This is a genomic window from Aliiroseovarius crassostreae, from assembly GCF_025137635.1.
GTDB lineage: Bacteria > Pseudomonadota > Alphaproteobacteria > Rhodobacterales > Rhodobacteraceae > Aliiroseovarius > Aliiroseovarius crassostreae.
On the sequence record NZ_CP080772.1, the window covers coordinates 627646 to 651190 of the forward strand.

Annotated in this window: 22 protein-coding genes; 7 read left to right on the top strand and 15 right to left on the bottom strand. The window is 60.1% G+C overall.

Annotated elements, in window-relative coordinates:
* The first annotated feature begins 117 nt into the window (after window positions 1–117).
* The 5 genes from K3J57_RS03050 (at window position 118) to K3J57_RS03070 (ending at window position 5550) form a co-directional block, all read left to right on the top strand.
* Window positions 118–1563: an FAD-linked oxidase C-terminal domain-containing protein gene (locus tag K3J57_RS03050; RefSeq protein ID WP_259797038.1), complete on the top strand. Its 1446-nt coding sequence runs from the start codon at window positions 118–120 to the stop codon at window positions 1561–1563.
* Between the two features lie 60 nt (window positions 1564–1623).
* Window positions 1624–2748, top strand: a complete 1125-nt coding sequence (locus K3J57_RS03055; RefSeq protein ID WP_259793981.1) for an FAD-binding protein — start codon at window positions 1624–1626, stop codon at window positions 2746–2748.
* Window position 2749: 1 nt separating this feature from the next.
* The gene (gene glcF, locus K3J57_RS03060) at window positions 2750–4036 is read left to right on the top strand and encodes a glycolate oxidase subunit GlcF (RefSeq protein WP_259797039.1); all 1287 of its coding nucleotides are present in this window, start codon (window positions 2750–2752) and stop codon (window positions 4034–4036) included.
* Between the two features lie 94 nt (window positions 4037–4130).
* Window positions 4131–4958, top strand: coding sequence for a trypsin-like serine peptidase (locus K3J57_RS03065; RefSeq protein ID WP_173485360.1), 828 nt, complete (start codon window positions 4131–4133; stop codon window positions 4956–4958).
* Window positions 4959–5094: 136 nt separating this feature from the next.
* Window positions 5095–5550 carry an Hsp20 family protein gene (locus tag K3J57_RS03070; RefSeq protein WP_259786287.1) on the top strand — a complete coding sequence of 152 codons (456 nt, stop codon included), beginning with the start codon at window positions 5095–5097 and terminating at the stop codon, window positions 5548–5550.
* Between the two features lie 130 nt (window positions 5551–5680).
* Here the strand turns inward: K3J57_RS03070 and K3J57_RS03075 are convergent, their stop codons facing one another.
* From K3J57_RS03075 to K3J57_RS03120, 10 genes are all read right to left on the bottom strand, one after another.
* Window positions 5681–7159 carry an NAD-dependent succinate-semialdehyde dehydrogenase gene (locus tag K3J57_RS03075; RefSeq protein ID WP_259797040.1) on the bottom strand — a complete coding sequence of 493 codons (1479 nt, stop codon included), beginning with the start codon at window positions 7157–7159 and terminating at the stop codon, window positions 5681–5683.
* Window positions 7160–7465: 306 nt separating this feature from the next.
* On the bottom strand, window positions 7466–8488 hold the full coding sequence (locus K3J57_RS03080; RefSeq protein ID WP_259797042.1) for a P1 family peptidase: 1023 nt from the start codon (window positions 8486–8488) through the stop codon (window positions 7466–7468).
* Between the two features lie 183 nt (window positions 8489–8671).
* Complete coding sequence (locus K3J57_RS03085; RefSeq protein ID WP_259797046.1) at window positions 8672–9412, bottom strand: SDR family oxidoreductase; 741 nt, start codon at window positions 9410–9412, stop codon at window positions 8672–8674.
* 80 nt (window positions 9413–9492) lie between these two features.
* Window positions 9493–10668 carry a winged helix-turn-helix domain-containing protein gene (locus K3J57_RS03090; RefSeq protein WP_259797049.1) on the bottom strand — a complete coding sequence of 392 codons (1176 nt, stop codon included), beginning with the start codon at window positions 10666–10668 and terminating at the stop codon, window positions 9493–9495.
* Window positions 10669–11103: an acyl-CoA thioesterase gene (locus tag K3J57_RS03095; RefSeq protein ID WP_259797050.1), complete on the bottom strand. Its 435-nt coding sequence runs from the start codon at window positions 11101–11103 to the stop codon at window positions 10669–10671.
* A gap of 78 nt (window positions 11104–11181) precedes the next feature.
* Complete coding sequence (locus tag K3J57_RS03100; RefSeq protein WP_259797051.1) at window positions 11182–12627, bottom strand: aldehyde dehydrogenase family protein; 1446 nt, start codon at window positions 12625–12627, stop codon at window positions 11182–11184.
* Entirely contained in the window at window positions 12624–14252 is a 1629-nt protein-coding gene (locus tag K3J57_RS03105) for an ABC transporter ATP-binding protein (RefSeq protein ID WP_259797052.1), read from the bottom strand. The genes K3J57_RS03100 and K3J57_RS03105 overlap by 4 nt, the downstream gene beginning before the upstream one ends.
* A complete protein-coding gene (locus K3J57_RS03110) occupies window positions 14249–15082 on the bottom strand; it encodes an ABC transporter permease (RefSeq protein ID WP_375542821.1) in 834 nt (277 codons plus the stop codon). The genes K3J57_RS03105 and K3J57_RS03110 overlap by 4 nt, the downstream gene beginning before the upstream one ends.
* Window positions 15079–16026, bottom strand: a complete 948-nt coding sequence (locus K3J57_RS03115; RefSeq protein ID WP_259793993.1) for an ABC transporter permease — start codon at window positions 16024–16026, stop codon at window positions 15079–15081. The genes K3J57_RS03110 and K3J57_RS03115 overlap by 4 nt, the downstream gene beginning before the upstream one ends.
* A 277-nt stretch (window positions 16027–16303) precedes the next feature.
* Window positions 16304–17116 (bottom strand): division plane positioning ATPase MipZ, encoded by an 813-nt coding sequence (locus K3J57_RS03120; protein WP_259776749.1) that lies wholly within the window; start codon window positions 17114–17116, stop codon window positions 16304–16306.
* 484 nt (window positions 17117–17600) lie between these two features.
* Here K3J57_RS03120 and rimK point away from each other — a divergent pair, with 484 nt between their 5' ends.
* Window positions 17601–18983 (top strand): 30S ribosomal protein S6--L-glutamate ligase, encoded by a 1383-nt coding sequence (gene rimK / locus K3J57_RS03125; RefSeq protein WP_259797053.1) that lies wholly within the window; start codon window positions 17601–17603, stop codon window positions 18981–18983.
* A gap of 211 nt (window positions 18984–19194) precedes the next feature.
* On the opposite strand, the gene rpmE is transcribed toward rimK, so the two are convergent.
* The 3 genes from rpmE to trmD all read right to left on the bottom strand — a co-directional run bounded on the left by rpmE (window position 19195) and on the right by trmD (window position 21146).
* Window positions 19195–19416, bottom strand: a complete 222-nt coding sequence (gene rpmE / locus K3J57_RS03130) for a 50S ribosomal protein L31 (protein WP_173485372.1) — start codon at window positions 19414–19416, stop codon at window positions 19195–19197.
* Between the two features lie 11 nt (window positions 19417–19427).
* Window positions 19428–19802, bottom strand: coding sequence for a 50S ribosomal protein L19 (gene rplS, locus K3J57_RS03135; protein ID WP_055188631.1), 375 nt, complete (start codon window positions 19800–19802; stop codon window positions 19428–19430).
* 381 nt (window positions 19803–20183) lie between these two features.
* Window positions 20184–21146, bottom strand: coding sequence for a tRNA (guanosine(37)-N1)-methyltransferase TrmD (gene trmD, locus K3J57_RS03140; RefSeq protein WP_259797054.1), 963 nt, complete (start codon window positions 21144–21146; stop codon window positions 20184–20186).
* A gap of 51 nt (window positions 21147–21197) precedes the next feature.
* On the opposite strand from trmD, the gene K3J57_RS03145 reads away from it, so the two are divergent.
* Window positions 21198–22187 (top strand): phosphotransferase, encoded by a 990-nt coding sequence (locus tag K3J57_RS03145; protein WP_259797055.1) that lies wholly within the window; start codon window positions 21198–21200, stop codon window positions 22185–22187.
* Here K3J57_RS03145 and rimM read toward each other — a convergent pair.
* Together rimM and bluB are read right to left on the bottom strand one after the other, a co-directional pair.
* The gene (rimM, locus tag K3J57_RS03150; RefSeq protein ID WP_259786301.1) at window positions 22184–22723 is read right to left on the bottom strand and encodes a ribosome maturation factor RimM; all 540 of its coding nucleotides are present in this window, start codon (window positions 22721–22723) and stop codon (window positions 22184–22186) included. The two genes, K3J57_RS03145 and rimM, sit on opposite strands and share 4 nt — an antisense overlap.
* A gap of 150 nt (window positions 22724–22873) precedes the next feature.
* A complete protein-coding gene (gene bluB, locus K3J57_RS03155) occupies window positions 22874–23503 on the bottom strand; it encodes a 5,6-dimethylbenzimidazole synthase (RefSeq protein ID WP_259793996.1) in 630 nt (209 codons plus the stop codon).
* Window positions 23504–23545 lie beyond the last annotated feature (42 nt).

Genomic DNA, 23545 nt, shown 5'->3' on the forward strand with positions numbered 1-23545 from the left:
CTGCAACCGGAATTTTGCGCCTTAAAAGCCTCAATATTGGTGCGCGCTCTTGCTTGCTGCACTGATTGGTTATATTTTCTTACCAATCAGTGCAGCAAGCCAGCCGAGAGAACCACCATGGATATGCCCAAACCAGATGACAGCGTGCTTGGCCGCAAGGCCAGGATTGTCAGGCGTTTGCAATCGGCCTTGGGGGACGAGGGCGTCATCCATGAACCGGTAGAACTTCGCGTATATGAGTGTGACGCGCTAACCGCATATAAATGCCCACCGCTTTGTGCCGTTCTGCCCAGATCCACCGAAGAGGTGGCCGCTGTGATGACGATCTGCTTTGAAGAGAGTGTGCCGGTGGTGCCCCGTGGGGCGGGCACGTCCCTGGCCGGGGGATCCCTGCCGACAGCGGACAGCGTGGTGCTTGGCGTGGCGCGCATGAACGAGGTTCTGGAAACGGATTACGACAACCGTTTTATCCGGGTGCAGGCCGGGCGCACCAACCTCTCGGTGACCGCTGCGGTTGAGGAACACGGGTTTTTCTATGCCCCGGACCCGTCATCGCAACTGGCCTGTGCCATTTCAGGAAATATTGCGATGAATTCCGGCGGGGCCCATTGCCTGAAATACGGTGTCACCACCAACAACTTGATGGGGGTGAAGATGGTCATGGCCAATGGTGAGGTGGTTGAGATAGGGGGCGCGCATCTGGATGCGGGGGGGCTGGATCTTCTGGGGCTGATCTGCGGCTCCGAAGGCCAGCTGGGCATCGTGACCGAAGCAACGCTGCGCATTCTTGCCAGCCCGGAAGGGGCGCGGCCCGTTCTGATTGGCTTTGACAGCAATGAGGTCGCGGGGGCCTGTGTTTCGGACATTATCAAATCCGGGATCCTGCCCGTCGCGATTGAGTTCATGGATCGGCCCTGCATTCGTGCCACCGAGGCGTTCGCGGGCGCAGGTTACCCCGATTGCGAGGCGCTTTTGATCATCGAGGTGGAAGGATCGGAGGGCGAGATCGATGATCAGCTGTCGCGCATCATCCAGATCGCGCGTCGCCACGATCCGGTGGAGATCCGTGAAAGCGGCTCGTCTGAGGAAAGCGCGCGGATCTGGTTGGGGCGCAAATCGGCCTTTGGCGCCATGGGGCAGATCAATGATTACATGTGTCTGGATGGGACCATACCGGTCAGCGCACTTCCCTATGTCCTGAAACGCATTGGCGAGATGAGCGCGGAGTACGGGCTTGGTGTGGGAAATGTGTTCCATGCGGGGGACGGCAATATGCACCCACTGATCCTGTTCGATGCCAACAAACCCGGGGACCTTGAAAAATGCGAAGCATTTGGCGCGGATATCCTGCGCCTTTGTGTCGAAGTGGGGGGGTGCCTGACCGGAGAGCATGGTGTGGGCGTGGAGAAGAGAGACCTCATGGAGGTGCAGTATTCAGCCGTGGATCTTGAGGCTCAGATGTCGGTCAAGGATGTGTTCGACCCAGGTTGGATCCTGAACCCTGCGAAAGTTTTCCCCCTTGCGTTGACGGCCGGCCGGCGCGCGGAAGGTGGAGTGGAATAAGGGGCGCTGCCCCTCGGCCATTCGGCCTCACCCCGGGATATTTGGGACAAGAAAAAGATGATGACACCTGAGACTGAGGCTGATCTGGCCGAGATTTTGGCAGGCGCGCGCGCGTCCTGGCGCATTCAGGGGGGCGGCACCCGGGGGATCGGGGCGCCGGTGGAAGGGGAAACGCTGTCCGTCGCGGGGCTGACAGGGGTAACGCTTTATGAACCCGGTGCTTTGACGCTTGTGGCGCAAGCGGGGACGCCGCTGGCAGAGATCGAGGCGTTGCTGGCGTCAGAAGGGCAGCGTCTGGCGTTCGAACATTCGGATTTTCAGACCCTTCTGGGCGTGGAAGGGGCATCGACCATTGGTGGAGTGGTTGCGTCAAACAGCTCAGGGCCACGGCGTATTCAGGCGGGGGCGGTGCGGGATCATTGCCTTGGGGTGCGATTTGTCGATGGGTGTGGTCGGGTGATCAAGAACGGTGGCCGGGTGATGAAAAACGTCACTGGTTATGATCTGGTCAAGCTGCTGTGCGGATCCTGGGGCACGCTGGGTGTTCTCAGCGAAGTGAGCCTGAAAGTGCAGGCTCTGCCGGAAGCAGAGGTCACACTGGTTGGGCAGGGATTGCGTGACGCAGAGGCGGTGGCGCGCCTGTCTGCTGCTTTGGGATCGCCATATGACGTGACCGGGGCGGCCTGTGTTGGCGGTGAAGCGCGGGTGCGTATCGAGGGCTTGGCCGCTTCGGTTGCCTACCGTGCGCGCGCGCTTCAACAGGGGGTGCTGCGGGGGTTTGAACTGGTGGAGGGAGAGGCTTCCTCTCGCCGTTGGGAGGAACTGCGTCAGGTGACGCCGTTTGCTGATAAACCCGGTGCGGTCTGGCGCATCTCGGTGAAACCTTCGGATGGGCCGGGTCTGGTGCGCGCGCTGGCATCCATCGAACCGGAGGTGATGTATGACTGGGGCGGGGGGCTTGTCTGGATGCGTGTTGATGAGGGGCAAGAGGCGTTTGCCTCGCTGATCCGATCCGAAGTGAACCGTCTGGGCGGTCATGCGCTTTTGGTCCGGGCGTCGGCCGCGACGCGTGCAAAGGTGCCTGTCTTTCCGCCAGAGCCTGCGCCGCTTGCGGTCATAAGTGCTGCCCTGCGCAAGAGATTTGATCCAAACGGGGTGCTGAACCCCGGCCTGATGGGGGGCTGAGATGCAAACGCATTTTACCGAAGAGCAGTTGAAGGATCCTGCCATCGAACGGGCCAATGAGATCCTGCGCGCCTGTGTGCATTGCGGGTTCTGCACTGCGACCTGCCCGAGTTATCAGGTTCTGGGCGATGAGCTTGATAGTCCGCGGGGGCGGATCTATCTGATCAAGGATATGCTGGAGGCCGGGCGGCCAGCGGATGCCAGAACCGTGGAACATGTGGATCGGTGCCTGTCTTGTCTGGCCTGTATGTCCACTTGCCCGTCGGGGGTGCATTACATGCATCTGATCGACCATGCGCGCGTTCATATCGAAAAGACCTACAGGCGCCCGTTTCTGGATCGGCTGCTGCGCTGGGCGCTGGCAAGGATCATCCCCTTTCCCCGCCGGTTTCGCACAGCGATGACGCTGGCGCGGGCGGGACGCCCCTTGCGTGGCCTCCTGCCGGATCCCCGTCTCAGGGCAATGTTGGAGATGGCGCCGCCGAAACTGCCACGCCCCTCTGCCAATGATCAGCCGCAGGTGTTCCCGCCGAAGGGCGCACGCAGGAAGCGTGTCGCCTTGCTGACCGGATGTGCGCAGAAGGCGCTGGATACGGATATCAATGATGCGACCATCCGGTTGCTCACCCGATTGGGGTGTGAGGTGGTGATTGCCCGCGACATGGGCTGTTGTGGTGCGCTGACCCACCATATGGGCAAGGAGGAGGATAGCCGCGCTCAGGCGGCGCGCAATATCCGGGCCTGGATGGCGGAACATGATACGGAGGGGCTGGACGCAATTGTCATCAACACATCCGGATGCGGGACAACGGTGAAGGACTATGCCCATATGTTTCGCAACGCACCGCTGGCAGAGGATGCGGCCAAAGTGTCTGAACTGGCCTGTGATGTGACCGAACTTTTGATGGAACTTGAGCTTCCAGAGCGACAAATGGGCCTGCGGGTGGCCTATCATTCTGCGTGTTCGCTGCAGCATGGCCAGCAGGTCAAAACACCTCCGAGACGTTTGCTTGAACGGGCCGGGTTTGAGGTGGTTGACCCCAAGGATCCGCATTTATGCTGTGGGTCCGCAGGAACCTACAATATTTTGCAGCCTGACATCTCGGCACAATTGAAGGCGCGCAAAATCGAAACGCTTGAAGCGCGGGCGCCGCAGGTGATTGCGGCGGGAAATATCGGCTGCATGTTGCAGATTGGTTCGGGAACCGAGGTGCCGGTTGTGCATACGGTTGAGCTTCTGGATTGGGCAACTGGTGGGCCACAACCTCGGAAATTAATTGCTCTTTAACCCGCTTTAAACGTTTTTGGGTTTTCCTGAGACAGAGTTTGCCCCTAAGCTGCCCCTATGAGAGGGCACTCAATGCCCCGGTTGAGGCAAAGACATGAAGAAACTATTCGCGTTTGTCGCGGTGGTGCTGTGGTTCACAGGGCCGCTTGGGGCATCCGATCCATCCCCTCTGCAGAAACTGATGACCGGTGATGACAGCCGGGGCTGGGAAGCTGTCGGGCGTTTGAATATGGCAGGCGACAGTTTCTGCACCGGCGCACTGATCTCCGAAAACCTGGTTCTGACGGCGGGCCATTGCATGTTCGACAAGGTGACCGGGCGGCAATATGAAGCGGATGAAATCGAGTTTCTGGCCGGGTGGCGCAATGGGCGCGCGTCGGCCTATCGCGGGGTGCGTCGTGCGCTTGTTCATCCGAAATTTGCCTTCAAGGATCTGAACAATGCGGCAAGGGTGGTCAATGACCTTGCCTTGCTGGAACTGGATCAACCCATCCGAAAATCTTCGGTCAAGCCGTTTGCAACGCTCCACCGTCCGCGCAAAGGCGCGGAGGTTGGTGTTGTCTCTTATGCGCATGATCGTGCCGAAAGCCCGGCTCTGCAGGAAACCTGCCAGGTTCTGGCACGCCAGTCCGGTGTGCTTGTCATGTCCTGCGAGGTGGATTTCGGCTCTTCCGGCGCACCTGTCTTTGTGGTGGAAAATGGCGAGCCGCGTATTGTGTCGGTAATTTCAGCCAAAGCCATGGTGCGCGATATCCCCGTGTCCCTCGGCACCAATCTCGAAGCACCGCTGGCTGAGCTGAAATCCATTCTGGCACGCGGTGATGGGATGTTTGAGCAGGTCGAGACCACATCCACCCCCAATGTGCGGCGACTGGAGCTGGAGCCCAACCGGGGTGGCGGGGCAAAATTTGCCCGCCCCTGAGGGTGCTCAGCCACCTCTTGAAAGCGATAAAAACACGCCTACATCCTGATTACAGGTGCCGCAGTGGCGGGCCTGTGTTCTGCCTGTCCCAAAAGGGAAGGCGCAAATCTGATGTCGCTTTTGGAAAGGACACCCTATGCGAAATTTTGACCTGACTCCGCTGTATCGTGCCACGGTTGGATTTGATCAAATTGCCGACCTGATGGACCGCGTGCTGACCAACGAAGGCAGCCGTGACAGCTACCCCCCTTATAATATTGAAAAGACCGATGACGATGCCTGGCGTATTTCCGTCGCCGTTGCCGGGTTTTCAGAAGATGAGCTGAGCGTTGAAGTGCGGGAAAATGCGCTGCTGATTTCGGCCAAGAAACTCCCTGAAGATGGCGATCGGACCTATCTGCACCGTGGCATTGCCACCCGTGCCTTTGAACGTCGCTTCCACCTTGCTGATCATGTGCGGGTGACCGGGGCCAGCCATGAACATGGTATGTTGCATATCGACCTGACCCGCGAGGTGCCAGAAGCCCTGAAACCACGCCAGATTGAAATCAATGGTCCGAAAGCCGTTGAAAGCAAGGCGGTTGAGGTCTGACCCATCTGTCAACGTGGCGACCGCACGGGCGTGGGGGACACCCCGTGCCCTTTTTGCTGAGACTGCAAAACGGGATGAGCGCAGCACAAAAAAAGAGGGTCAAATGCCCCTCTTTTCATTTCTTAGCGGCTTATACCGACATGCAGATATATTTCATCTCAAGGTAATCCTCGATCCCATGACGTGATCCTTCGCGTCCCAGACCCGATTGCTTGACCCCGCCAAAAGGGGCCACCTCGGTTGAAATGATGCCGGTATTCACGCCGACAATGCCATATTCCAACTCTTCCGCCACTTTGTAGACGCGGCTCAGATCCTTGGCGAAGAAATAGCTGGCGAGGCCGAAAATCGTGTCATTGGCCTGGGCGATCACATCGTCCTCGTCCTTGAACTTGAACAGCGGCGCAAGTGGCCCAAAGGTCTCATCTGAGGCAAACGCCATTTCCTTTGTGGCACCTTTCACAATGGTTGGTTCAAAGAACAGCCCACCAAGGTCATGCGCCTTGCCACCAAGGATCACCTCGGCCCCTTTTGAGGTCGCATCGGCAATATGCTCTCGAACCTTGTTGACCGCACCTTCGTTGATCAGCGGGCCAAGGGCGATCCCTTCATCCAGCCCATCCCCCACCGGCAAGGCCGCAACCGCTTTGGCAAGTTTTTCGGCAAAGGCGTCATAGACCCCTTCCTGCACGTAAATCCGGTTGGCACAGACACAGGTCTGGCCGTTATTGCGGAATTTGCAGGCAATGGCCCCTTCGACAGCCGCATCAAGATCCGCGTCATCAAACACGATGAACGGGGCGTTTCCACCCAGTTCCATTGAACATTTCATCACCTGATCTGCGGCTTGCCCCAGCAGGATCCGACCCACTCCGGTTGAGCCGGTAAAGGTCAGTTTGCGCACCTTGTGATTTTCGCAAAACTCCTTGCCAATGTCAGAAGCGCGCGAGCTGGGCACCACGTTGAACACCCCGGCAGGCACCCCGGCGCGTTCGGCCAGAACAGCCAGCGCAAGGGCGGACAGCGGGGTCAGTTCCGCAGGGCGGGCCACAAAGCCGCAGCCCGCTGCAATCGCCGGGCCACATTTGCGGGTGATCATCGCATTGGGGAAGTTCCACGGCGTGATCGAGGCCGCCACACCAATCGGCTGCTTGATCACCATCAGGCGCTTGTCAGGCTGGTGGCCGGGGATGGTTTCACCGTAGATACGCTTGGCTTCTTCCGCAAACCATTCGATGAACGAGGCCCCATAGGCAATTTCGCCCATGGCTTCTGCCAGTGGCTTGCCCATTTCAGCGGTCAGGATGATTGCCAGATCTCCCTGGTTCTCCATCATCAGCTCATACCAGCGGCGCATGATATTGGCGCGCTCTTTGGCGGTGCGTTTCGCCCATTTGCGGCCCTCGATGTCGGCGGCCTCGATGGCACGGGCCACTTCGACCCGGCTCAGATCCGCCACCTGCGCAATTTCCGTGCCGCGCGCCGGGTTGGAGACGGTGAATGTTGCACCATCGTCCGCGTCGATCCACTGGCCATTCACATAGGCGCGGGTTTCGACCAGCGAGGGGTCTTTCAGTAGGCTTTTCAGCTCAGTTGCATTGACGGCCATGTGCTTCTCCCATTTCACGTTTTCGAGCGGATGCGAAATTTGATATGGGCATCCCTGCGCAAACGCGTCAAGTAAATTTGATCATATCCGCAGGGCGGCATGTGAAACCGACATACCTTACCGCTTGGAGAATTTCATCCAGAAAGGCCGGAGCAATCCAGACTTCTTGAGAGATCCTTCTGTAATTGCAGAAATGTTTCGAAGATTGGCCCGGATATGCCCCGGTTTGCGCAGAGTATCTATGGCCCGGATCAAGTTTGCGGTGAAAATCACGGAACCATCAAAACGATCAGCGCATGTTGGGCACTATCCACTTCTCTCACCCTCATTGCCAAATCGCGTGCTCCAACTGGGCAGAAAATCTCCTTCAGAAGGCGTTGCGGCATGGACGGCGCGTGCAATGGCCCGGGCAAGGCAGGTGGCCGCCGCATGGCCCAGGCGAAGGGTGTCGAATTCTCCGGCTTCAAGATCAATTTGCCCCGTGGCCGCGGCAAAAATCAAATCCCCATCAAACGGTGTGTGGCTGGGATGGATTGCACGTGCCATGCCGTCATGGGCCGCTGTTGCCATGCGCATGGCCTGGGCCTGTGTCAGGTTGGCATCCGTGGCGACAATGGCAATGGTGGTGTTTTCTCCAAGGCTGGTCTCCGGCGTGGGTTCCAGCTGTGGGTCATGCCGACCAGAGCCCAACCCTCCGAACTCGGCTCCCATTTCCCAAGGGGCGGCCCAGAACTCCGGCCCATCCCCCATTGTAACCGCCCCCAACGCGTTTACGGCAACCAACGCCCCCACAGTGATTCCATTGTCCAAGACCAAAGAGGATGACCCCAACCCGCCCTTCAGCGCGGTTCCAAAGGCTTTTCCAACCGTTGCGCCGCAACCCGCCCCGACGGATCCCAGTGAAAAGACCGGACCAGCTGCCTTCAGAGCAGCGATGCCCAGCGCCTTGTATGGGTTCTCCTCCCACGCCTTGTTCCCCCCGTTCATCAGATCGAACAGGATGGCCCCGGGGACGATCGGAACCGTCTGGGTGCCCACCCGAAACCCGCGCCCGTCTGCGCGCAAACCATCGGCCACGCCCGATGCCGCATCCAGCCCAAAGGCCGACCCGCCGGAAAGCACCAACGCATCCACCTGCTGAACCAGCTTGTCCGGGGCCAAAAGATCCGTCTCTCGTGTGCCGGGGGCGCCGCCCATGACCGAAACCGCCGCCGTGAAGGGCGCGTCACCGACCAGAACCGTGGCACCCGTTTTGACAGTCTGATCTTCGGCATTGCCAACCCGCAATCCCGCCACATCCGTTATCAGATTTCGTGCACCCGGCTTCATGAAACCCTCTTTTCCTTGTTCCAAATATCCCGGGGTGAGGCCGCAAGGCCGAGGGGCAGCGCCCCTTTCCCCTAAAGCGTTCCGCCAAAACCTGTATGACTGGTTTGCGGCGGAACGCGCGAAACGCTCGTATATTACGCAGCACCCCACCTTATCCCTGCTTCAGGTATAAGGTGGGGCGCTTTAAATGCAGCGCCCACCATCCACTTCCAGCGCAACCCCTGTTACCATGCTCGCTTCATCCGAACACAAAAAACAGGCCGCATTGCCCATGTCTTGCGGGGTAGAGAACCGGCCGATCGGTATGGTTGCCAGAAACTTGGTGCGCATCTCGGGGGTGTCTTCCCCCATGAAGCTTGCCAAAAGCGGCGTGTCCCCCGCCACCGGGCAAATGGCATTGACCCGCACCCCCGCGGGGGCCAGCTCAACCGCCATGGTCTTGGTGGCGGTGATCATCCAGCCTTTTGACGCATTGTACCAGTTGAGGTTCGGGCGCGGGCTTATTCCGGCTGTTGAGGCCACATTCAGGATCGCGCCATGCCCGGCCTTTTTCATCATCGGCACAAAGGCACGCGCGGTGAGGTAGACAGATTTTGCATTCACCGCAAACACGCGGTCAAACTCCTCTTCCGTCACCTCTTCCATCGGTTTCGGCAAATGGGTGATACCGGCATTATTGACCAGAATATCAACATGGCCCCAATGCCTGCGGGCGGCCTCGGCCATCTCATCCACGCTGTCCGAACGCGACACATCCACGTGTTGGGCAATCCCCCCCAGCTCTTGTGCAAGCGTTTTGGCCTCGGGGGCATTCAGGTCTGCCACCATCACCTGTGCGCCTTCGGTCGCAAATTTGCGCGCAATCCCGGCCCCAAAGCCTGAGGCCGCCCCGGTTACAATCGCCGTCTTTCCCTTAAGTCGCATGGGCGGGCCCCCGAAGTCCTTGATTTCAAATCTCTTGTCATTACCTTGCGACGCTTTCATCGGGCTGGCAAGGGCAACCCTCAGGGGAGGTGCCAGGTGACCCGTTCAAGCCCTGCAAACCGGGCAAATCGCGCAAGTTCCGCCTCCAGCTTGCCGCGTCGCTGCGCGCCCCAGCGCACCCCCTGTTCTGGCCAGAACCCGATCACGCTCAGCGTTCCTTGATTGCGATCGGCCTTCAACTCAACCCGCCCCACAAAGCGCGCCGCTTCCAGCAAGGGATAGACATAATAGCCCCATTTTCGCTGCGCCTTGGGCACGAACATTTCATTGCGATACTCAAATCCAAAGATCCGTTCGGTGCGTTTACGGTCGCGGATCATCGGGTCGAACGGGTTGAGGATACGCAGTCGCGACGTAGGGGCAGGGGCATTTTGCAGCCGGGTTTCGATATCCGGATGTGCCAGAACCGACCGGCGGGTGCCATCTGCACAGACCACGTCAACCGGAACAAGATCTCTTTGCGTCTCTGCCCAGAGTTTTGCCTCCCGCGCCGACATGGCGTCCCAAAATCGCTGGATCTCTCCCACCGTGCCAATGGTCAGCCGATCCATTGCGGCGCGACACAGCCAGTCCACCGCTTCGGCGTCCTCAACCGGATCTTGTGCCGGCAAAGCCGCAGGCAAGACCTCAGGGAACACCCGCGTGCCCAGATCGTAGAATTTCACGAAATTCCTGCGGTAGCAGGTGGCCAATGTGCCGCCATACCACATCTGGTCGAGCGCCTTTTTATGGGGTGGGCGCGCCCACATCTCGCGCGAGGCCACCTTGGTGTCGAAAGCGTGGGTCGAAAGCGGACCTTCCTCCTCGATGCGTTTGAGAATGGCGGCAATCTGGTCCTGTGCCAGTTTCGACTGATACCAGTCATGCCGGGCCACATGTTCGCCAAGTCTGCGAAATTGGCGGGTCCAGTAGGGCAGCATATTGCCTGCAATCAGGCTGGCATCATGGGTGAAATGTTCAAACAGGTCGCGGTGGGACAAGTGATCCCAGATGCGCCCCTCGCGGTAGTTCTGATTGCGGGACCACAGGATGTGGTTATGGGCGCGGGTCACATTGCGGATCGTGTCGATCTGCACGAACCCCAGCCGGTCGACAATTCCCATGAGGTCGCAAGGCCCGGTGGGCGTGTCGGCCAGGCCATTGGTCCAGATCCACAACCGGCGCAGATCAGCGTTGGAAATCGTCAGCGGCGCCATCTACGCCACCTGCCCGTGATCAATCAGATAGCGGCGCATGTTCTGGGCAAGCGGCGCGTCAATCACCGTGGCTTTGCGCCGCTCAAGGTCCATCAGCACGGCCTTGGCCGTGGCATCAAACAACAGCGTTTCATCGGTGGCCCTGAACATCCGGTGATGAAATGTCGCCGAGCGCCGCCCGATTTCGGTAATGCCAGAGCGGATGAAGATCCATTCACCGGGCCGCACCTCTTTATGAAAATTCGTGTCGAAATGGACCACGGCAAAGGCCTGCCTGCGCCCGCCGATGATCTGATCCTGCCCGAGGCCGAATGCACTCATCAGGCCAAGCCCCGCATCCGAGACACAGGCAAAATAGCGGCTGATATTCATGTGACCCAGCATGTCGCAATCGCTTGGGTCCACGATGCGGCGGAACGTTTCGATCATCGGCATTCGGCTCTCCTTGATGCGTTGCAGGTCCGGCGTGCTCCGGACCCGGAACGCGTTTCGGCATGATGGGCGCGCGCGGTGTCAGCCATGTTTGGCGGCAATTGTTTTGAGGGTCGAAAACCCATAGAGCGCCTCGAAGCCTTTTTCGCGCCCGTGGCCGGATTTTCCAACGCCGCCGAACGGCAGTTCAACCCCGCCGCCCGCCCCATAATTATTGATGAAAACCTGTCCGGCCCGCAGCTTTTTGGCCAGCCGCATTTGCCGGGCACCACTCTCGGTCCAGAGGCTCGCAACCAGCCCGTATTCCGTGCCATTGGCAATGGCGACCGCCTCCTCTTCGGTGTCAAAGGGGATGATCACCTGAACCGGGCCAAAGATTTCGTCCTGGGCAAGAGGGTGCTCCGGTGGCACATCCGCAAACAGGGTTGGAGCAACGTAATGCCCGCCCTCGGGCAGGTCGCCAATCTGGCCACGCCCCGCGAGGCGCAGATCAGTCCCCTGGGCAAGATAGCCCTCGACCCGCTGTTTTTGTCGTGCTGAAATCAACGGGCCGACCGACAGGTCTTCCATCGCCGGACCTACCCGCAACGCATCATAAGCCGCACCCATGCGCCGGACCACGTCGTCATAGATGCCACGCTGAACCAGGATGCGGGAACTGGCGGAACAGGTCTGGCCCGCATTTTGAATGCAGGCCCCGACCAGAAAGGGCAGGGCGGCGTCAAGATCGGCATCCGCGAACACCAGCTGCGGGGACTTCCCGCCAAGCTCCAGCGTAACCGGCACCACATTGGTGGCCGCGGCCCGCTGGACCTCAGCCCCGACCGCAACCGAACCGGTAAAACTGAGATGGTGCACCGCAGGGTGGGACGCGAGCGCAGCCCCCGCTACCCGACCAAGCCCGGGCACCACATTCAGCGCACCCGCCGGCAACCCGGCCTCTTCGGCGATCCGGGCAAATCCCAGCGCGGTAAGACAGGCATCTTCGGCGGGCTTCAGGACACAGGCATTGCCCATCGCCAAAGCCGCCCCCACCGAGCGGCCAATGATCTGCATCGGATAGTTCCAGGGCACGATATGGCCGGTTACCCCATGGGGTTCACGCAGGGTGTAGACGGTATAGCCTTCAAGATAGGGGATTGTTTCGCCGTGGATTTTATCTGCCGCACCGCCGTAGAACTCCAGATACCGGGCCAGTGCGACCGCATCATTGCGCGCCTGGGTGAGAGGTTTGCCCACATCACGGGCTTCCAGCTCGGCAAGTTCGTCGATACGCGTTTCCACCAGCCGCCCCATGCGGGTAAGGCACCGGCCCCGCTCCAGCGCGGACATTTGCCCCCAGGAGCCTTGCAGGGCGGCATTTGCCGCGTTGACAGCCGCATCGACATCTGCGGCGTCCGAGCGGCCAATGCGGGCAATCTCTGCGCCGGTCGATGGGTCCTCTACCGGCAAGGTGCCGCCCGAGGCTGCCTGCCATTGGCCTGCGATCAGGATCTGGGTGGGATCAAACCAAAGCGCTTCCATCATGCTCCTCCTGTGGGTGAGTGTTCGTGCCGGGCGCCCAGTCCGACGGGATGCCAGTTTGACGGGATGACCGGGGCGGCGCTGATCAGGGCCTGGGTATAGGGGTGCTGCGGCTGATCAAAGACGCGATCGGTGGGGCCTTCTTCGACAATCTCGCCGGCTTTCATCACCAGCACCCTGTCGGTGATATTGCGCACCACCGTAAGGTCATGGCTGATGAACAGATAGGCCAGCCCCTTGTCGCGTTGCAGGGTTGTCAGAAGGTCAAGGATCTGTGCCCGAACCGAAACATCCAGCGCCGACACCGCTTCGTCCAGAACAATCAGGTCAGGCCGCAGGATCAGCGCGCGGGCAATGGCGATGCGCTGGCGCTGTCCGCCGGAAAACTCGTGCGGATAGCGCGACAGGCTGTCTGCTGGCAGGCCCACATCGTCCAGCGCCTGCAAGATTGCATCCCGCCAGTTCGCGGGGCGGCCGGTCAGGTGAAAGGGCTCGGACAGAATACGTTCCACGGTCCAGCGCGGGTTGAAACTGGCGTACGGGTCTTGAAACACGACCTGTAGCCCCGATCTCCGGGAGGCGGGCATCGCGGGGGTGATGGGCTGACCATCCAGCATGATCTCTCCGGCCTGCACGGGCTCAAGCCCCAGAATGGCGCGGGTGAGGGTGGATTTTCCGCAACCGCTTTCGCCAACAAGACCAAGGCTCTCACCTTTGTCCAGCGTGAAGCTGACCCCGTTCACGGCGCGAAAATGTGGGGCCGGGCCGAACAGAGACTTGCGCGGCAGCCGGTAGTCGCGCGTCGCGTTGTGCACCGCCAGAAGCGGGGCCGCGCGGGCAGGTCTTGCGCGATCAGGCTGATGGGCCGAAGCCGCAAGAAGGGCCCGCGTGTAGGGATGTGACATGGTGCGAAACAGGTGCTCCGTGGGACCCTGTTCGACGATTACACCCCGTTGCATCACCGCCACATGATCTGCCATCTGCGCAACAACCGCGAGGTCATGGGTGATCAGGAGCAGCCCCATATCCTCTTCGCGGACCAGTTCCCGCAACAGGTCGAGGATCTGCGCCTGCGTGGTCACATCAAGCGCCGTTGTGGGTTCGTCGGCGATCAGCAGATCTGGTCTGAGCGCAATCGCCTGGGCAATGCACACCCGCTGGCGCTGTCCACCTGAAAGCTCGTGCGGGTAGCGGTCCGCTGGCACCTCATCGGGGGGCAATCCCACGCGGAGGAGTTTTTCCTGCGCGATGCGCCGCGCCTCAGCACGACTGGCCGCCCCGTGGATCAGCACCGTTTCTGCCACCTGATCACCGATGGTCTTGACCGGGTTCAGGGCGGTCATCGGTTCTTGAAAAATCATCGACAGGCGCTGGCCGCGCAGCCGGTTCATGGCTGTGTCACTCCGCGTGCGTGCGCGGGTCGGCAGCGGGGCGCGATCCAGCAGGATCTCTCCTCCGGTTTTGGCCCCCTGCGGCAACAGATCCATCAGGGCCAGAGCAGTCAGGGATTTTCCCGACCCGCTTTCGCCCACCAGTCCAACCACCTGACCGGGCGCAATCGACAGGTCGACATCTTGCAGGATCGGGGTGTCGTGAATGGTCAGGGACAGGTTTCGGGTCTCGATCATGCGGCCCCCTCGCGCAGGCGGCGCAGTCTTGGATCCAACAGGTCCCGCAGTCCATCGCCCATCAGGTTCAACCCCAAAACCATGAGCACAATTGCCATGCCCGGTGCAATGGCAAGCCGTGGGGCCGTGTAGATCATCGTCTGTGCTTCGGCCAGCATCCGCCCCCAGCTTGGCGTTGGGGGGTGTGCGCCCAGCCCGACATAACTCAGCCCGGCCTCCGCCAAAATGCCAAGTGAAAATTGGATTGTTCCCTGCACAATCAACAGGTTGGCGATATTGGGCAGGATGTGTTCGGCGCTGATCCTGACCGCGCCCTTGCCGGCCACCCGGGCGGCCATGATGAAATCCTGGGTCCAGATTGTCAGGGCTCCGGCCCGGGCCACACGCGCAAAAACAGGGATGTTGAAGATGCCAATCGCAAGGATTGCATTGGTGGCCGAGGGGCCAAAGCTGGCGGTGATCAGGATGGCAATGACCAGAGAGGGGAACGCAAAGATCAGGTCGTTTGCGCGCATGATCACCTCGTCCAGAACGGATCCCCGCTTTGCGGCGGCCATCAGCCCCAACGGCACACCGATCCCGATCCCGATACCCACAGCCAGCACGGCGACGGCAATTGATGTGCGGGCACCCACCATCAGCATCGACACAAGATCGCGGCCAAAATGGTCCGTGCCCAGCCAGTATTGTGCCGAAGGGGCCCGAAGCTTGGCCGCGATGTTCAAGGTCATGTGGTCATGGGGCACCCAGAGGAATGACACAGATACCAAAATCAGGAACAGGGCGCTCAGACCGGCGCCGATCCAAAGGGACAGGGGCAGGCGTTTCATGAGCGCCTCCGCAGGCGTGGATCCACCAGCGCATAGGTGACGTCCACAAGGAATGTCACAAGGATCACTGCAAAAACCAGCAGCATGACCACGCTTTCAACCACCACCAGATCGCGCTGCGTGATGGCCTGAAAGATCAACCGCCCCAGACCCGGTAGGAAAAACACGTTTTCAATGATGATGGCACCGGCCAGCAGAAAGGAAAACTGCAGCCCCAGAATAGTCACCACCGGGATCAATGCGTTGCGCAGCGCGTGCCGCCGTGTCGCCTGTCCGACCGAAAGCCCCTTGGCGCGCGCGGTGCGGATGTAATCCTGATGCAGTACATCCAGCAGCGCAGACCGCATCACCCGCGCAAGGATCGATGCCTGCGGCAGGGCCAACGCAATTGCGGGTAATGTCAACGCCTTGAGTGCCGGCAGAACCCCGGCCTCCCACCCCGGAAACCCACCGGCGGAAAACCAACGCAGATTGATGGCAAAGACCAGAACCAACAGCATGGCAAACCAGAAATTCGGCACCGCAACGCCCAGTTGCGTGGCCCCCATCACACCTAGATCCGTCGCGCGCCCCCGCCGGCTGGCGGCCAGAAGACCGGCCGGAATGGCGATCGCGGTGGACAGGAAAAGGGCATAAAGCGCCAGTGGCAATGAGAGGGTGAGACGTTCCCGGACCAGTTCGGAAACGGCGACACGATAGGTGTAGGAGGTGCCAAAATCCCCCGTCAGCATCCCCCCCATCCAACTCAGATACCGCGTGATCGCAGTGCCTTCCAACCCAAGCTCCCGGCGCAAGGCGGCCACGGTGTCGGGCTGTGCATTCAATCCCAGCATGAAGGCGGCCGGATCGCCGGGCACCAGCTCAATCATCGCAAAGATCACCCATGAGGCCACCAGCAGGCTTGCCCCCAGGGACAGGGCGCGGAGGATAAGATAGCGAAACATGTGAAGACGTTAGCGGGCCTGCGCCAGGTGTGAAAGCTCAAATCCCCCGCGCCACCGGCATCGCTGCGCGCGCGCCGAGGCTGCCTTCATTTTCTGGTCAGAAATATCCCGGGGTGAGGCCGCAGGGCCGAGGGGCAGAGCCCCTTTGGCATATGTTGAAAATACCCGTCCTCATCCGTCCCGTATCCGCACTTTCCCGCAACAGACCCTAAAAGAAAAAGACGCAGGCCACCCGCGTCTTTTGCCGTTCTGAAGTCTCAAATCTGACCGGAGCCGATCAGAACCGAACCTCGACATCAGGCAGGTTCAGGGCCTTCAGCAACTCGCGCAATTCCTGTCTTGCGGCCACGTTTGAGATGTTCATCTGTCCCGCAACCCCAACGTCGCGCAGATCCAGCAGGGTCAGGCCCCGTGGGAATAGCTCACGGAAAATCACCCGCTCGTTAAAACCGGGAGCGACGCGAAACCCGATCCGCTTCGACAGATCCTCCAGCGCATCCCCGACCTTCTTTTTGTTATGCATCATCTGCGCGCCCAGACGGTTGCGCACCACCACCCAGTCAATCGGTTTCAACCCGGCCTGCGCCCGCAATTGCCGCGCATTCCAGACCATTTCCGAATAGACCGACGGTCCCTGCACCTTGTTGGTTTCCGCATCAATATGGGCAAGCAGATCAAAATCGACAAAACTGTCATTCATTGGTGTGATCAGCGTGTCGGCCAGAGAATGGGCGACCTGGCTCAGCCTTGTATGCGAGCCGGGGCAGTCGATCACGATGAAATCGCGGTCTGCCTCCATCCCCGAAACCGCAATCGACAGGCGGCGGTCAAACGGGTTTTCGCCCGGCTCCAGCGCGGATTGATCAATCTCGGGCAGGTCCTGGTAATGCGGTGTGGGCAACTCCTGCCCAAGCCGCTCCATCGTCGCCCGCCGGTTTTCCATGTAGCGGCCAAAGGTCTTCTGGCGCAGATCCAGATCCAGCACCCCAACCGACTTTCCCAACCGCGCAAGTGCGGTCGCCACATGCATCGAGACGGTGGACTTGCCGGCCCCGCCTTTTTCATTCCCCACAACAATAATATGTGCCACGCCTGTATCCCCGGTTGTTATGTTATGCAGCCATCAGGTGGCGCGACTATAAGACCGATATGGGGCAGGGGGAAGAGGGGGAATACAGGCCAATTCACCCCTTGATTGAGCAAATGTTGCTTTGCTGTCAAAGGGTCATTGGGTCAGTTCTGGGCCCCCACCCCTCTGGTGAGCGGGGTGGGGGCAGACCTGTTCGGAGCAAGGTGACCAGGTCGGGTGTGCGCCGGGGCGGGGGCTGCCCTCTGCTGTGATTGACGGCGGAAGCTGTGATCTGGCGCGCAGGTGCCCGCGGGCCTACTACGCCCCCACCTCATACCCGCCGCTTATGACATCCGTCGGAAAGGTGTCGCAAATATTTCTATTGGCACGCTGCCCGTTTGCCCGCATAGGAAAGTCAGGATCGATCCTCATGCCATGATTCGCGCCGTATTTTATCGGCCCAAATGCTGAGGTCGGCGTTCTTACGAAATGAGAGGAACTCGTGATGACCCGTTTTTCCGTGGGTTGGGAAGAATGGTTGGCCCTTCCTGAACTGGGCCTGCCCGCCGTGAAGGCCAAGGTGGATACCGGGGCGAAAACGTCTGCCCTGCACGCATTTGCAATCGAACCTTTCGGCCCGGCGGATCGCCCGATGGTGCGGTTTGCCATTCACCCGGACCCGGATGATGCCGCGTTGGAAATCATCTGCTCTGCCCCGTTGAAAGACCGCCGCGAGGTCACCTCGTCAAATGGCGAAACGGAGCTGCGATTTGTGATCGAAACGGTGATCTCGATGGGCGAGCATAGCTGGCCGATCGAGGTGACACTGACCGATCGCGGGGCAATGGCCTATCGGATGTTGCTGGGGCGCACCGCGCTGACGGGGGACGTTCAGGTCATGCCTGCGCTCAGTTTCCAGCAGCCGGTGCTGAGTTTTGATGCCTATCGGAGCTTCCCTCGCAGCAACTGGACCAAACGCGCCCTGCGCTTGGCGCTCCTGACGCGTGAGCCTGAGAACTATTCGAACCGCCGCCTGATTGCCGCCGCCGAAGAGCGCGGGCATTCGGTGGAAGTGATCGACACGTCGCGGTGTTACATGAAAATTCAGGGGGTTGGGGCCGAAGTGCATTATGATGGCCGCAAGCTGCCCCATTTTGATGCGATCATCCCGCGTATCGGGGCGTCAATCACCTCCTATGGCACCTCGGTTGTGCGTCAGTTTGAAAGCACCGGCACCTATTGCCTGTCCGGTTCGGAAGGGATCTCGATCTCGCGCGACAAGCTGCATGCGCATCAGGTCCTGGCACGCCACCGGATTGGCATGCCTGACACCGCTTTTGCGCGCAGCCCGAAAGACAGCAAGAACCTGATCAATCTGGTCGGTGACGCTCCGGTTATTCTGAAACTTCTGGAAAGTGCACAGGGCAAGGGGGTGGTTCTGGCAGAAACCCGCAAGGCCGCGGAAAGCGTGATTTCTGCGTTTCGTGGGTTGAAGGCGGATTTTCTGGTCCAGCATTTCGTAAAGGAAGCGGCAGGCGAGGATATCCGCTGTATCGTTCTTGGCGGTAAGGTTGTGGCTGCGATGCGCAGGCAGGGCCCGCCGGGTGAGTTTCGCTCGAACCTGCATCAGGGTGGCAGTGCGCAGAAAGTGCGGATCACCAAGCAGGAGCGCGAAACCGCGCTGAAAGCCGCCCGGGCCATGCGTCTGGAATTTGCCGGTGTCGATCTGTTGCGCTTTGAAAACGGGCCAAAAGTGCTTGAGGTGAACTCCTCTCCGGGGCTGGAAGGTATCGAGAAAACCACCGGCAAAGATATCGCCGCGCAGGTGATTGAGCATATCGAAAAACAGGTGGCCCCGAAACTGCCACGGACCAAGCGGCGCAAATAGACTTTCGCAAAAAGGTCAGAGATGAGACGGGTCCTGCTTCCAGCCCTTTCAGGGCGCGTCTCAACAGCCGTCCCATCGCCGCGTGACCTTGCCGCGATCTGATATGGCCGTGATCTGGTGTGAAAAGTGCCCGACAAGACAAGAAACAGGTCACATCCAACAAAAAACGCCGCCCCGAGGGACGGCGTTTCCTGTTCGAAAGACGTCTGACTTAGAAGCCAAAACCTTCGTATTTCGATTTGAACTTCGACACGCGGCCACCGGTGTCCAGCAGACGCGAGCTGCCGCCGTTCCAGGCCGGGTGAGCGGTGGGGTCGATGTCCAGCGCCAGGGTGTCGCCTTCTTTGCCCCAGGTCGATTTCATTTGCACGATCGTGCCGTCGGTCATTTTGACGTCGATCATGTGGTAGTCGGGATGGATATCCTTTTTCATGCTGACGCTCCTCAGGCTTTCTTCGGCTTGTAGTTGGTGTCTTCTGCGATACGGGCGGATTTGCCGCGACGCGAACGCAGGTAGTAGAGTTTAGCGCGGCGCACACGGCCACGGCGCACAACGGTGATCGATTCGATGTTGGTCGAATAGAGCGGGAACACACGTTCCACGCCTTCACCGAAGGAAATTTTGCGAACGGTGAACGAACCGGCAATGCCCTTGCCGTTGTTGCGCGCGATGCAGACGCCTTCGTAGTTCTGCACACGGGTGCGGGTGCCTTCGGTCACCTTAAAGCCTACGCGAATGGTGTCGCCGGCTTTGAAGTCGGGGATCTCTTTCCCCAGCGAAGCGATCTGTTCCGCTTCGAGCTGTGCGATCAGGTCCATCTGATCTCTCCTAAATCTGCTTGCGGTTTTTCCGCAAAGGTTGCTGTCGCCCAGAGCTCCGCGCCTTCATCGGGTCCAGTCAGATGGTGCCATCCGTGCCCGCGGGAGAATACGTCGTCGTTTCTTTTTGCTGCCTTGCCGGTGTGCCCCGGTGCGCCTTGCAGCCCACCCCGCGGAAAGAACGCGGCCCAAACAAAACAGGTCCACTCGACTCATTGAGCCGGTGAACAAGGGCGGTATAGGCCAATCCGGGAAGGGGATCAAGGCCCCGTGCACAGGTGGCGAAACCGTCAGGCGCTGCCATGTGGGGCTGGCGGGGAAAGGCGCGCCGGTCGGGCCGAAAAGGGGGTGATCAATATGGCGCCCCTGCGATTGGGTGGCCTATTTGTCGTCGGGCTGCGTCCCGTCATCCAGCAGGTGCTTTTCCCACAGATCCGGGCGGCGGGCCTTGGTGATTTCTTCACTTTTTTCCCGGCGCCATTCGGCGATCTTGCCATGGTGGCCAGACATCAGCACGTCGGGGATCTTGCGCCCGTTCCATTCGGCGGGGCGGGTGTATTGAGGATGTTCCAAAAGCCCGTGAGAAAAGCTCTCCTCGTCGATGCTGTCGGCGTTGCCGAGCACGTCCGGGATCAGGCGGACAGTGGCATCCAGCATCGCCTGGGCGGCAATCTCTCCGCCGGTCAGGACAAAATCGCCCAGGCTCACCTCTTCGATCTGGTAGTGTTCCAGCACGCGCTCATCAACACCTTCGAAGCGACCGCAGAGCACGGTCATGCCACGGCAATTCGAAAATCGCCGCGCCATTGCCTGATCCAGCGGTTTGCCGCGCGGTGACATATAGATGATCGGCCAGCCCAAGCGATCCTGCGGCGCGCCGGATTGCGCCATTTCGATTGCACGTCCTAAAACATCCGGGCGCAGAACCATTCCGGCCCCACCCCCCGCCGGGGTGTCATCCACATTGCGGTGCTTGCCCACGCCAAAAATGCGCAGATCAATGGTTTCCAGCGCCCATTTGCCGTCTTTCAGCGCGCGGCCCGTCAGACTTTCGCCAAGAACGCCGGGAAAGGCATCGGGGAAAAGCGTGATGATTTTTGCAGTCCACGCCCCCGCCAATCGCGGTGTCGGGCTCATCAACTCGCGCGGCTTCAGGCTGGCCGAAATGGACAGGCGGCCATGCGATTTGCTGGCCTGAGATTTGCTGGCCTGCGATTTGCTGCTCTCGGATGCACGGCCCTCGGATGTGCTGACCTGCGACGTGTCGGTCCCAGGGGCCGATGTACCGGTCTCACCGGCTGTGTCCGATTGCTGCTGCGGCGTATTTTTATTGACGTCTGACATGGGGGCTGTCTACGACAGATTGATCAAAATGCAAACAGTTGGAACGGGTTGGTGATCGACGAAATGCACAGTCAGGACGCTTTGCACGAGGCCTTGGAGGTCGCGGCCCATCATGACTGGCTCCGGCCACATCTGCCCCAGCTCAGGCCCGTGCTGCTGGCGGACCGGAAAAATGACAAGGGGCGCCGCTTTGTGTTGCGTCTTACCGGAATGGCGCAAGGGGCGGAGCCGGGTGGTGCGATTGATGTGGTGGTGAAAGGCGACACCACGGGGGCGGATATCGCCGGTTTTGTGCGGGATGTGGAAGGGCATCGCCACGCGCTGGATATCCTTGGCCCAGAGGCGGTGCCGGATATCCTCTCGGTCCACCCGGACACGCGCAGCCTTGTGCTTCGCCACATTCCGGGCCGCTCTGCCCATCAGATGCTGGAATTGGCGGATCTGGGGCTGGCCGATCGGTGTGAGGTCTTGGCCGCGTGCGGCACATGGCTGGGGCGGTTTCACCGGAAGATGCTGGGTGAGACGCGGTTGATCAAACCGGATGCAATGCTTCGATGGGCCGAAACGATGCGCACGCAGGCTGAAAACCGCAGTGTGGATGTGCCTAGGCGCGACCTGTTTCTTGCCTGTGCGGCGCAGATCCCGGACATGGCTGAAAAAGCCCGGGGGCAGGAAACCCTGACTGCGGCCACCCATGGGGATCTGCATCTGCGCAACCTTCTGATCACGGATCAGGGGGCTGTCGGCATTGATTTCGGTCCGGTGTGTCAGGTTGCGACTGCGCATGACCTTGGCAAGTTTCTCGTGCGCTATCACGGGTGGTTTGACCCCGATCCCTCATCGGCTCCGGTTCAGGCGTTCTGGGCGGGATACGGAGCGGACCTTGCCAAAGCGGCCCGGCCTGCGCTGGAATATATCCTGCCAATTCAGGTGTTGGGCGACTGGAGTGACATCCCGAAACGGCGCGAGGACCGACGCGAGGGGCAGCAACACCGATTGCAGCAGATTTTGAAATTTGCCGAACAGGTCTTTGTGCTTTAATCTGTACCCTCGTGGTCGTCTTCGTCAGAGGCAAACACCCCGTCAGGCGGATCGGCGATGATGCGCCCTGCGGTGAGGTCAACGGTCGGCACGGCCGCGCGGGTGAACGGAAGGAGCGCACCGGTGCTCATGCCGGGGCCCAGCACTTCCAGCACATCCCCTGCACCATGATTATGCACGGCTTTCACCCGGCCCAGTTCGTGCCCGCCCGCATCCAGAACCAACAGGCCAATCAGGTCAGCGTGGTAAAACTCGTCATCCGGCAATGAGGGCAGGGCATCGCGGTCGGCGTAAAGCTGCACCCCTTGGGCCGCATCCGCCTGTTCTTTTGTTGCAATCCCCGAGACACGCCCGGCAAAGCCGCTTTTAATCGGCCGGGACAGGGTGATTTCATAGCTTTTGCGGCCATCTTCGGACCAGAGTGTGCCATAATCGGCAATGGCGCCGGGATCCGCGCAAAAGCTTTTGATCCGCACCTCGCCATGCACCCCAAAGGCCCCCGCAAGGGCGCCCACACAAATCCGATCGTCGCTCATTTCACACCTGTGCAAATGCCGTTCTGAACGGATCCGCCCCGGTCCAGACAGGTGTCTTTCATTTGGAACCGTTCGAAAAAGACACCAGCAAGGAAAACGGATCCCAGCAGAAGAATGGTGCGGATAGGACGGAAAATCAAACCCATTTCATTACCTCATTTCAAGTGGCAGGTGGCCCCGGCGGACCTCCCAGCCTTGTTCTTCCAACTCGGGGCTGTCTGTCACAGCCTCAGGCCAGCCCAGACAGAAATACCCAACCAGCTTGTAAGTGTCCGGGACATTCAGATCGCGGCAAAGCTGCTCGGGGTCAAGGATCGATACCCAGCCCAGTCCCAACCCACGGGCACGGGTCGCAAGCCAGAACAGCATGATGGCCGACACCACGGAATAGCGGCGCATTTCAGGCATTGTGCCTGCGCCCAGCCCAGACCCCTTGGCGGTGTCCTCATCGCAGAAAACCGCCAATTGCACCGGGGCATCACGCATCCCAGAGAGCTTCAATTCCGCATAAGTCTTTGCTTTTTCGCCGGAATACCCGGCAAGGGCAGCCTTGTTCGCTGCCTGAAAGTTTTCAAACGCCGCCTTGCGTGCGCGCGCGCTTTCCACCCTGACCACGCGCCAGGGTTCTGACAGGCCCACGGAAGGGGCCAGCAGGAAGGTGTCGAGGCAGTCTTGCAAAAGCGCCTCGTCCACCGGGTCGGAACGGAAGCGGCGCACATCGCGCCGCCACCGCATAAGGGTTTCAAGATCCGATTGAAACGCGTCGGAAAAGGCGTGCATCGCAGATCTTTCTCCCGTTCTCCGTCAGGGCTGGCAAGGCCG